A 9,630-nucleotide genomic window follows, 5' to 3' on the forward strand; every position below is an offset into this window, starting at 1 on the left:
GGGTGCATTTACCGGGAGCATCTCTTTTGTGTCGCACAGCATTTTTTTCTTTAATTGCGATCGCCCAAGAGCTCGAAAAGCTGCTACAATCAACCGAGGGAGGACGCTCGCACTACAAAAGCCCCAGTGATGCTCCCCGTTTACCGAGAGCCGGGACGTGAATTAAACAGATTAATTAACCACCTCACAGGAGATACTTGACTCTACAAAAACCCCTGAATCCCACAGCATAAAAAATCCCCTGCGACAGAATCGGCGGAGGGGAAGTGGTGGATAAAATTATCGGTTTTAACTCAGATATTGCACCATTCGTGTGGAAGCCTTTTATGGACGGGCTCTCCTGCCCATCCCACAAGAAATTCACTCTTTGTGGAACGGGCTTCTAGCCCGTTGCTGACAATGGTGCAAGATGTGAGTTTTAATCAATGTGTAGGTATCCTCTAACAGTGTCAAGAGCGAGTTCAGCTTTTTTATAGCTAAAATAATTTCCCGGTGGAAACCGGGAAATTATCAACTAAATCAACCTTTTTTCTATCGTTTCAGCTTAGCTTTCCAACTGGCGATCGCCTTCTGAGCCGGCTGATAACTCTTAGTACCCGACGGCACCAGCGAAGCAGCTTCAACCGCATCTTTCAGCTTTCCTTGAGAGCCGCGCAACTGAGCAATTTTCAGAATAGCTTCGCTCCACTGTCCAATCAACTGCTGAGCTTCTTCATATTTCGGCTCACCGGGCTGAATTTCAGTAGCTTGCTGGATGCCTTTACTATAAGAAGAAGCAACCCCCCGCTTAATTTGACCCTTAGCCACCGATAGCAAAGTAGTATTTACCTGCTGCTCTTTCGATAGCTCCTCCCACTGAGCGATCGCCTCTTTCGACTGATTGTAAACCGCCTTATTGACATCAGGCATCAATTTAGCCGCCCCGATCGCCCCAGAGAAATCACCCCGAGTCGCCCGCCCGTTAGCAATATCCAAAATCGTCAAACTCCAGCGCTCAATATCCTGCTGAGCCTGCGGGTAGAGCGGATCGCTAGCCGGAATTGTTCGAGCCTTAACCACCGCTCGATTAAAACTAGAAGCCGAACCATCCTTGAGGAAAGTTTTCGCCTCAGCCCACACCTGCTGGCTTGACGGAGCCTGCTTGGTTCCACTCCCTGCTTGCACCGCCTGCGGTTGCTTCTGCGGCAAAATAGCAGCAGTAGATTTTTGAGGCGGAGGGTTTTGGGCATTCTCAGCAGGCGATGGAGGCTCTGCTTCCTGCTGGCCGATAAAAATGGATCTGTTCGTCAGAAAAACACCCAACAGCAGCACCAAAGCCGTAGCTCCACTCCACAAAACAAGCTGCTGCAAAAATGACTTGTCCGAGCTGCCGCTATCCGCATCCTCCGGCTTTTGCAAGTTCGGTCGATCGCCCCCCCCGCCTGCTGGGATAGCATTTGCCTGCGACACGGGCAGCCTGTCAACCGGCGCATCAATCGCGCTCCCAGCAGCATTAGGCAGATTGATGCGAGCCGTAGCCACCGCCATTTGCCCGCGATCCAAGCCATCAGCCGCACCAACCGTCACATTGCCATTGCGTCCGGCCAACGCAGCAGTTGGCACCCCACCGGCATCCGGCAAAATCACCAAATGAGCCTTTCCCGGAGGATTCACCACCATCAAAGGCTCTTGTTTCGGACGCAAATGGTGGTCGCACAGCTCCGGGAGCCGATCGCTCAAGAAACGGTCTAAACCCTTAATCGTCATGCACTGTCCCGATCGCAGCCCCTCCAAAAGCGCCGTCGTAAAAAACCCCTGACGCAGAGCAGAAGTTTCCCGCGAAACTTGATTCGGGCGACAAGAAAGCACCGTCGGGATTTCCAAATCCCGCGCCAGATCCGCCGTTTGAGAACCGATCGTTTCCCCCGCCTTCACAATCTGGCTGCGGTTCATATCAACCAGCACCAACACCCTTTCGGTAGGAGCATTTTTCAGAGTATTCAACAGCAACTCTACCGGAATCCCCGTACCCTGAATGTCAGCCGGATTCCCATCAGCCGGCATCAAATAATCCTTCCCTTCATAGCTGACACCGTAGCCGCTAAAAAAACACCAGAGTAAATCTCCCTGTTGCAGGTGTTCCGCGCACAGGTTTTGCGTCAACCTCAGAATATTTTCGCGACTCGGATACGTTGATTGACCCCACAGCGACGGCGAGCTATCCGTCATCAGCAGACATCCCTCCGGCGCAAAACCAGCCTCCTCAGTCAAAAAACCGTACAGCGCCTCTGCATCCTCTTGGGCATAACTCAAAGGCTGGAGTAACTGATATTGATTGATGCCTATTGCAATACAAGCGTGATGTTTCATCCCCATATACCCTATATATATAGTGAACAGCTTGCACAAAACGATAACACATACTCGTTTAACCTTATACCCACTTTCGGCTCCCAGCGTCAGACAGCAGTAGTCCCAAAGCCGAAGTCCCAAAAAGCACCCAAATTCAACATCCTCAAAGTTTCACAGCTTAATATATTCCACTCAAAAACTATCCTCTATAGCTCTATTCAGAAAAATGGCGTTAAATTGGATACACAGGCCGCTCTATTTGTTCTATTTGATTCTAATTTTTTGTAAACTACACAAAACAGGAGTAACCCGCTAAATGGTCTCTACAGTTCAAAAAGAAATTGCCACCCACAGCGAGTCCCCACTCAAGAAAAAATTTCCTAAAAGTCACAACCATTATAGGTTTCAGGATTTTTTTGCCTTCGACCGCCAGTTTGGTACAATCAACGACTGGAACGAGTCCCGCAACATTTTCACTAGCGAAGACTTCATCATCGGCTTGGTAGAAGGACTCGAAGAAGAAGTAGGCCCTGCTTCTTCTGTAATCATGTATACTATTGGTTGCCAGTGGGGACTCCAAGATTCCGAATTTTTTCAAAAATGGTTTAGCGCCGAATTCAGCCAAAATATTCGCCAGTCAAATCTCATGTTTCTGCTAGAAACTTGGTGGTGGCCGTTCACGGCTCAAGGTTGGGGTCGCTGGGAAGTGGACATGAGCGATCGCAAACACGGGTGCATCTTCATCAACCTCTACGACTCAGCAGTTGCTCGCACCCTAGGCGACGTTGGCAAACCTGTTTGTCACCTATACGCCGGTTTGTTTGCCGGTTTCTTCGGATCTCTAGTCAAAAAGCCTCTAAGCTGCATAGAACTCCAATGTTACTCAATGGGAGAAACCTATTGTAAATTCCTCCTCGGCAACCCAGATAAAATTGATGCAGCAGCATTCTGGCTCAACGAAGGTGCTAACGCCCGCGATATTGAAAGTCGATTGCAAAACGGTGAAATATTGCGGTAAACAACCTGGAAAGGCACATACCCTGCCCTGCCTTTCCTCCTACCAACTCGCGATCGAGAGTGCGATGGTGGGTCTCTCCAGGCAGGAAGAAAGATGAAAAGTCAAACTTCATGGTTAGACAAGTCTGTCCAAGACTTCTTTAGTAACTACAATTGGCTGGGAAAACCTTTAGAAACCCAAAATGGCTCGACTCCCGGAAGCGTGCTGACTTTAACCCGATCGGTAGCAGACTTTTTTCAAGCTATTTCTTGGGAAGGAATTCCCGAAGTCGGCGCCCTGCCCCTACCCCCACCATTGCCAGTAATTTCTATTTCCGAACCCGCAGAAGTCACCATTGACGATTTGTTTGACCTGTTTTAATCTTGTTAGTTGGTAGTGGTTAGTTGGCAGTGGTTAGTTGTTAGTGGTTAGTGGTTAGTTGTTAGTCAACAGCCAACAGTCAACAGTCAACAGTCAACAGTCAACAGTTAACAGTTGACTGCCAACCACCAACTGCCAACTGCCAACTGCCAACTGCCAACTGCCTTTTATCAATAACCGATTACCACTTAATTAAAATCATGCACCCTGAGATTGAGGCGCTGCTGGATCGGGCAGAAAACCGCTTTCTAAAAGGCGAAGAACTCATAGCTTTTAAGCGTCAAATTGCAACCCTGTCCCAGCGCTTAAAAATTTACGAATTTTTGCGAGAGAAAGAAGCAAGCATCTTCCAACCAGTAGCCAACAAGCTACAAGAAACATTCCCCGACGAAAAAGAAGAAACCTTAGAACGATCGCTCAAACACTGGCTGTTAGTCTTGCGGTACTGCTCTATGGCAATGCTGCTCAACGATCGAGATTTTATCGAACAGCGACTCCTCGACTGGGTTTCCGGCATAGTCGAAGCCCACCAAACTATAAAGATCGAAGCCACTGTTTGCAACCTGCTGGAAACTCGTTTAAAAGAACTGCTTTCCGAGCAAGCCAGAGCTATATTGCAACCATTTTTTGACCAAGCAAAGTCAATGATTATTGTTCAAGGTAATAAAGAGTAGGTAACAGGTAACTACTCTCAAAAAACAGTTGCCACTTGTTATTGGTTATTCTTATTCGTTGTTGATTGTTATTTATTAGTTGTTATTTGTGAATTTAGGGTTGTTATTTGTAAGTTCCAATAATAAATAACCAATAACAAATAACAAATAACAAATAACCAATAACCAATAACAAATAACAAATAACAAACAACTAATAACAAATAACTAATAACTTCTTCTTACCATTCTTTAGCGGAACTCGGCGGCAAGTGCAACCTCGGAAATCGATAAAAAGTATCCCCTTCATTATCCACCTCTAAAATCGCCGAAAAAACTTTAACTTGCCGGTTCAAATACTCCCGAGCAACTTCAGCCTCCACCCTAGCGCTTGCCGCCAACTGAATCAGCGACATCTGACTGTTTTGACTTTCCAACAACTGATAAAAAGCCTCATCTAACTGTCGCTTTTGCTTGCTTTCATTCAGATTGTTGACAATCAACAAGCCTGCGAATCCGCCCAAACCAATCACCAATAAAAATTCTAAAATTGCCATAATAACGATTGACTTTCGAGATTGACTAACGATTTTAAGTAGAGCTGAACAATAAAATTGTTTCAACTTATACTTATTAGATTAAATCGGCGATGCTGCCTCCGCCGGCTTTGCTTGACAAGCAGCAATTGCCATCATCGCCGTCTTTATTTTATGCTGCGGGTCTGCCTCCGCCGTCTAGTTTATTTGTTCTTAATTAATTCTTCAGGCCCGCAGAGGCGGGCTTTGTTTGACAAGCAGCGATTTAAATCGCCATCTTTGTTTGCGTGCAGATCAAACTTGAGGTTGAACCAAATTTTCCTTACCTTTAATCACTTTAGCAGATACAATCTTGTCTCCCTGCTTCAGTTGCTCCAAAACCTCTTTTCCTTCAATCACGTAACCAAAAACAGCATAGCGACCGTCCAAAAGATTCAAACCAGCGGGTGTCAGTTCAGGTTCAAACAAGAAAAAGAAAAATTGAGAAGAACCGCTGTCGGGATCGGCTTCCTCCCTAGCCATCGCCACAGTACCGAAAGCTGAAAAAGGCAAAACAGGCTCGTCGCGATAGCGCCCCGCATCTTCTAGAGTAATCCCGTAAACAGGTTCTTTTTCGTCCCTGACGAGCACTTCTAGCGGAACACTCCGGTATTTGCCGGTAGCTGGGTCAATAAAACCCACTTCCTTGCCTTCGGGGTCTCCCGTTTGCAAAACATAGGATTCTTCCGATCGAATAAACGGCAAACCGTCATAAAAACCTCGATCGACCAAATCCACAAAATTACCAGCAGTCACCGGCGCGCTGTAACCGTCAACCACAAGAGTAATTTTCCCCTTTTGGGTTTCCACAGCCACAGTAGCGCGCCCTTTGAGTTGAGGCAGATGGGCATACTTGGCCGGCACTTCAAACGGAAACTCCGTCACCATCAACTCTTCGATTTCGCCTACCGAAGCGAGGATTGTGGCTTTCAAGTCAATCACTTTTTCCCTGTCTTTAGCCTCAACAGCCTTTTCCAGTTCGGCAACTCCCTCCTTGACTCGCGCAACCAGCGCCTCAGCTTCCGGCTGTTTCGCCTGGGGAATACTCCCTAAAATATCAGACTCCCGCAGGTTGAGAATCCTCGAAGCTTTGCTGACATCGCTGCTAATGGGGCCCCAACGTTTAGAACGGATGTGGTTGCCAATGTCTTCCAGACTGATTTGCAGCTCTCGCACAGTCTTGTTGTCAATCGGTAAAGCGAAGCGCAGCAGCGCCCGCGCGTCCGTAATCGCATTCCCTGCAGGCATACTGCTGGGGCGTTTGGCATGGGAGACTGGAGTGAAACTCAGGGAGAGTACCAACAGCAGGAGTGCTAAAGCGGCGGTTTTGAGCCAGCGCTTGCACCTATTGATCGAGAAATTTTGCAAATGCAACATAACTTTAACTTTTATTGCCTTTACTATCTTCCCACAGCGCTGCCCGCCTTCTATCCGTTGCACCCGTTCACAAACTTCGTTCCTCAGTGAGCTTTTTAGCATTCGGTACAGCAGTTGCTCCCTTTCAACGGTAAAATAAAATGCCAATTGCTTATTGAGGCCGTCAGCTAGACTGCGGCTTTAAGCTGACCCCGCTCAAAAACGGATACAATCCCCAGACTCCTGTCGTGGAGAGATCGAACATTTTAGACTAAGGTTCCTGCTCCCAGATTTAATGCTGCAAGTACATCTAAAATCTAAAATCTCAAATCTAAAATCGACTGACTGTTGTAGTTCCCCCGTGCCCACCGGCGACGGGATTGCCCGCAAAAATTTATATGATTTCCAGTAACGACTTTCGGACAGGTGTTTCAATTGAATGGAATAACGGCGTGTGGCGGGTTGTCGAATTCCTCCACGTCAAGCCAGGAAAAGGCTCAGCTTTTGTGCGGACAAAATTAAAAAACGTCCAAACCGGAAGCGTAGTAGAACAAACTTTCCGGGCTGGCGAGACTATGCCTCAAGCCAATCTCGAAAAAAGCTCGATGCAGCATACCTATAAAGAAGGCGACCAGTTTGTCTTTATGGATATGGAAACTTACGAGGAAAGCCGCCTCAGTGCTAAGGAAATAGGCGATCGTGTCAAATATCTCACAGAAGGCATGGAAGTCAGCATCCTTCGCTGGAACGACCAAATCATGGAAGTGGAACTGCCCAATGCTGTCGTCTTGGAAGTGACACAAACCGATCCCGGAGTCAAAGGAGATACTGCCACCGGTGGCAGCAAACCCGCCATCCTCTCCACCGGAGCTCAGATTATGGTGCCTCTATTTATTTCCATTGGAGAACGGATTAAGATCGATACTCGTGAAGACAAGTACCTCGGCAGAGAGTAGAAATTAGGGAGAAAAAGAGGGTTTTGAGTTGTGAATTTTGAGTTCTGAGTTAAAGACTTAAAAATTCAATACTTAGCACTCCAACCTTGCAAAAGACCTCTTTGCTCCCAAACTCAGCTTCTTGTCGCACCTTTTTTCGATTCCAAATTTCCAATTCCAATTTTCCAATTTCCAATTCTTAATTACCATTGAATCTGCTGTGCAATTAGACTTAAACCAGCTTTGCGAACTGCTAACTGTTTTAGACAAAACAGGCATTTCGGAACTGACGTTAAAAAGTGGGGAGCTTGAACTGACTGTACGCAAAGGCATTCTAGCCAGCGAACCAGGCACGGCTGCAGCGCTCCCTGCTGCTGCGACAATCGCTCCGATCGCCTTGGGTGCTGTTGCTAACCCCGCTGCCGCGTCACCGGATGCTGCTGGCGAAAATGTAGGAGCGGAAGTGGCCGTAGCCCCAGCGGCCGTCCATCCTGCGGTTTCTGCTGCGGTTTCTGTTCCAGTCGATACCAAATGGGTGTCAATTATCTCGCCGATGGTAGGAACCTTTTATCGCGCGGCGGCTCCCGATGAGCCACCTTTTGTCAGCGTGGGCGATCGTATCAAGGTCAGCCAGACAGTCTGTATTATCGAAGCGATGAAGCTGATGAACGAAATTGACGCTGATGAAGTGTCCGGTCAAGTGATGGAAATTTTAGTGCAAAATGGGGAACCTGTGGAATACGGTCAAGTTTTGATGCGAATTAATCCCGATTGAAGGATTGCTTTATTGTTATCAAATAAGGTGCAGGACGAGTTAATTTTCGAGCTGTGCAATATGGTGTGCGATCGGCTTGCCACCCGGATCGAACAGCAAGCCCTGCACTTTAGGGCATTTAGCCTGACTGCCGAATATTAAAAATTAGTTATTAGTCCGCAGTTTCCAGTCCCCAGTCCCCAGCCACCAGCACTGCACTCCCAAAAATATTATTCCGACGATCGAGTCAACGATATCATCAGTTATCAGTTATCAGTTATCAGTTATCAGCGATCGATCCCTACTTGTTTGCATTCAGACTAATGACTAACGACTGATAACTAATGACTCCTAACTAATGACTCGTAATTCCTAAAGGGGAAAATTTTTGTCAAAACTTTGGCGCGTACTCGGCTGAGCCACCTCCAAACCTTCGCCACCCAAAAGCTCTAAAGGCTTGCCATCCACCGAAATCCAAACCTTGGTATTCGGTTTTAAACTCGTAGCCGTATAGATAACTTGCCCTAACCGGCCAGTCATCGAAGTGCTGCCTCCGCCCGAAGTAAATTCGCCCGACAAATCCACATAAACTCCGTCATTTTTGACACTCAAACTCCGGAGTTTTGTCCCCTTGGGAATTTCGCTAGAAACCGTTGCATCCTTGGGCCCAGCCAACAAACTGTTAAAAGCAGCTTGTAAAGCAGCTTCAGGCTTGTCAGCTTGTTTGACACCTACTTTCGTCGCAACTGCCTCAAATTTGCCGCTCGCCCCTTTCACCCAGTAGACTTGGACTGTCTCGCCAGCCGCCTGCTGCAAAGGCTGTGGCGGCTGGCGCGTCAGAGCCTGCTGTGGCAGAGCTTGGGGCGTTTGAGCTTGGGGCGTTTGAGCCGGTGTCTGAGCAGGCGGCACCCCGACAGGATTTGGAGGGGGTACGGGGATAATTACTGCAGGGGATTCCGCAGGAATTGGGGACAGCGCCGGAGCGGTAGTCGGAGCGGAAGACTGCGTGCCTGCCGGGTTTGGCGAACGGTTCGCGGCCCACAAGGCAATGCCCCCTCCCGCCACTAAAGCGAACCCGCAAACACCGGCAATGACTGCTGTGGAGACGCGGCGTACTTCTTGTCCATCTTTCATAATACAAATCCTCCTTAGAAATAGAGCGCTTGGGACGGTGAGGAGCGACTCCCGATCAGCTACATTTGTCTATGGTTAGATTCTGGAATTGACACAATTGCATTGCTAGTAGCGAACACTCTACGGCAAGTCCAACATATTTTGAATCCGACTACTGGAATCCTAGACCATTATATGAGGTTTTGTGGGTGGAGTATGTCACAGTATCTCGATCGGCCTAGTCGCTATATTCTATCGCAATCATAAAAAAATCCCGCATGAAAGAAAGTTCGGCAACCAGCGCGCGAGCTGGATTGAACGGATTTAACGGATAGAAGGAAGATTGAGGTGGATAAAATCTTTTTTCCCAAACAAAAAGCGCCCCTATTTCTAGGAGCGCTAATTGTAATCTCAGACTAAAACTTAGCCGTTGATAGAAGGAGCAACCATTGCTACGGGAGTTGTTTCACCAGCAGCCAAGTCGAGCGGGAAGTTGTGAGCGTTGCGCTCGTGCATTACTTCCATACCCAAGTTA

At 47.7% G+C, this 9,630-nt stretch carries 10 protein-coding genes and 1 pseudogene; 6 read left to right on the plus strand and 5 right to left on the minus strand.

From position 1 onward, the window contains the following. Positions 1–531 precede the first annotated feature (531 nt). A complete protein-coding gene (locus WBA89_RS04485; protein ID WP_424404328.1) occupies positions 532–2,349 on the minus strand; it encodes a peptidase C14 in 1,818 nt (605 codons plus the stop codon). A 298-nt stretch (positions 2,350–2,647) separates the two neighbouring features. Here WBA89_RS04485 and WBA89_RS04490 point away from each other — a divergent pair, with 298 nt between their 5' ends. From WBA89_RS04490 to WBA89_RS04500, 3 genes are all read left to right on the plus strand, one after another. Further along, positions 2,648–3,349 carry a V4R domain-containing protein gene (locus WBA89_RS04490; protein WP_424404329.1) on the plus strand — a complete coding sequence of 234 codons (702 nt, stop codon included), beginning with the start codon at positions 2,648–2,650 and terminating at the stop codon, positions 3,347–3,349. Between the two features lie 93 nt (positions 3,350–3,442). Beyond that, positions 3,443–3,709 (plus strand): hypothetical protein, encoded by a 267-nt coding sequence (locus WBA89_RS04495; RefSeq protein WP_424404330.1) that lies wholly within the window; start codon positions 3,443–3,445, stop codon positions 3,707–3,709. Between the two features lie 200 nt (positions 3,710–3,909). Continuing rightward, positions 3,910–4,383 (plus strand): phycobilisome protein, encoded by a 474-nt coding sequence (locus tag WBA89_RS04500; protein ID WP_424404331.1) that lies wholly within the window; start codon positions 3,910–3,912, stop codon positions 4,381–4,383. A 221-nt stretch (positions 4,384–4,604) separates the two neighbouring features. Here WBA89_RS04500 and WBA89_RS04505 read toward each other — a convergent pair whose 3' ends face one another. Beyond that, the gene (locus WBA89_RS04505; protein ID WP_424404333.1) at positions 4,605–4,919 is read right to left on the minus strand and encodes a hypothetical protein; all 315 of its coding nucleotides are present in this window, start codon (positions 4,917–4,919) and stop codon (positions 4,605–4,607) included. Positions 4,920–5,192: 273 nt separating this feature from the next. Beyond that, positions 5,193–6,314, minus strand: coding sequence for a peptidylprolyl isomerase (locus tag WBA89_RS04510; protein ID WP_424404342.1), 1,122 nt, complete (start codon positions 6,312–6,314; stop codon positions 5,193–5,195). Between the two features lie 377 nt (positions 6,315–6,691). Between WBA89_RS04510 and efp the strand changes: the two genes are divergently transcribed. The 3 genes from efp to WBA89_RS04525 all read left to right on the plus strand — a co-directional run bounded on the left by efp (position 6,692) and on the right by WBA89_RS04525 (position 8,144). After that, the gene (gene efp, locus WBA89_RS04515) at positions 6,692–7,249 is read left to right on the plus strand and encodes an elongation factor P (RefSeq protein WP_424404335.1); all 558 of its coding nucleotides are present in this window, start codon (positions 6,692–6,694) and stop codon (positions 7,247–7,249) included. A gap of 199 nt (positions 7,250–7,448) precedes the next feature. Beyond that, positions 7,449–8,003 (plus strand): acetyl-CoA carboxylase biotin carboxyl carrier protein, encoded by a 555-nt coding sequence (gene accB, locus WBA89_RS04520; protein WP_424404336.1) that lies wholly within the window; start codon positions 7,449–7,451, stop codon positions 8,001–8,003. Positions 8,004–8,015: 12 nt separating this feature from the next. After that, complete coding sequence (locus tag WBA89_RS04525) at positions 8,016–8,144, plus strand: hypothetical protein (RefSeq protein WP_424404338.1); 129 nt, start codon at positions 8,016–8,018, stop codon at positions 8,142–8,144. Between the two features lie 210 nt (positions 8,145–8,354). On the opposite strand, the gene WBA89_RS04530 is transcribed toward WBA89_RS04525, so the two are convergent. Both WBA89_RS04530 and WBA89_RS04535 read right to left on the minus strand, forming a co-directional pair. After that, positions 8,355–9,116 (minus strand): GerMN domain-containing protein, encoded by a 762-nt coding sequence (locus WBA89_RS04530; RefSeq protein WP_424404340.1) that lies wholly within the window; start codon positions 9,114–9,116, stop codon positions 8,355–8,357. A 402-nt stretch (positions 9,117–9,518) separates the two neighbouring features. Continuing rightward, a pseudogene (locus tag WBA89_RS04535) lies at positions 9,519–9,630 on the minus strand (photosystem II q(b) protein); the annotation flags it as partial.

It is taken from the genome of Microcoleus sp., from assembly GCF_049646505.1.
Lineage (GTDB): Bacteria > Cyanobacteriota > Cyanobacteriia > Cyanobacteriales > Microcoleaceae > Microcoleus.

What these genes read in the sequence shown, in the direction of transcription:
- WBA89_RS04485 (WP_424404328.1), bottom strand. Translation starts at nt 2,349, where the DNA reads ATGAAACATCACGCTTGTATTGCAATAGGCATCAATCAATATCAGTTA.
- WBA89_RS04490 (WP_424404329.1), top strand. Translation starts at nt 2,648, where the DNA reads ATGGTCTCTACAGTTCAAAAAGAAATTGCCACCCACAGCGAGTCCCCA.
- WBA89_RS04530 (WP_424404340.1), bottom strand. Translation starts at nt 9,116, where the DNA reads ATGAAAGATGGACAAGAAGTACGCCGCGTCTCCACAGCAGTCATTGCC.
- WBA89_RS04495 (WP_424404330.1), top strand. Translation starts at nt 3,443, where the DNA reads ATGAAAAGTCAAACTTCATGGTTAGACAAGTCTGTCCAAGACTTCTTT.
- WBA89_RS04510 (WP_424404342.1), bottom strand. Translation starts at nt 6,314, where the DNA reads ATGTTGCATTTGCAAAATTTCTCGATCAATAGGTGCAAGCGCTGGCTC.
- efp (WP_424404335.1), top strand. Translation starts at nt 6,692, where the DNA reads ATGATTTCCAGTAACGACTTTCGGACAGGTGTTTCAATTGAATGGAAT.
- WBA89_RS04500 (WP_424404331.1), top strand. Translation starts at nt 3,910, where the DNA reads ATGCACCCTGAGATTGAGGCGCTGCTGGATCGGGCAGAAAACCGCTTT.
- WBA89_RS04505 (WP_424404333.1), bottom strand. Translation starts at nt 4,919, where the DNA reads ATGGCAATTTTAGAATTTTTATTGGTGATTGGTTTGGGCGGATTCGCA.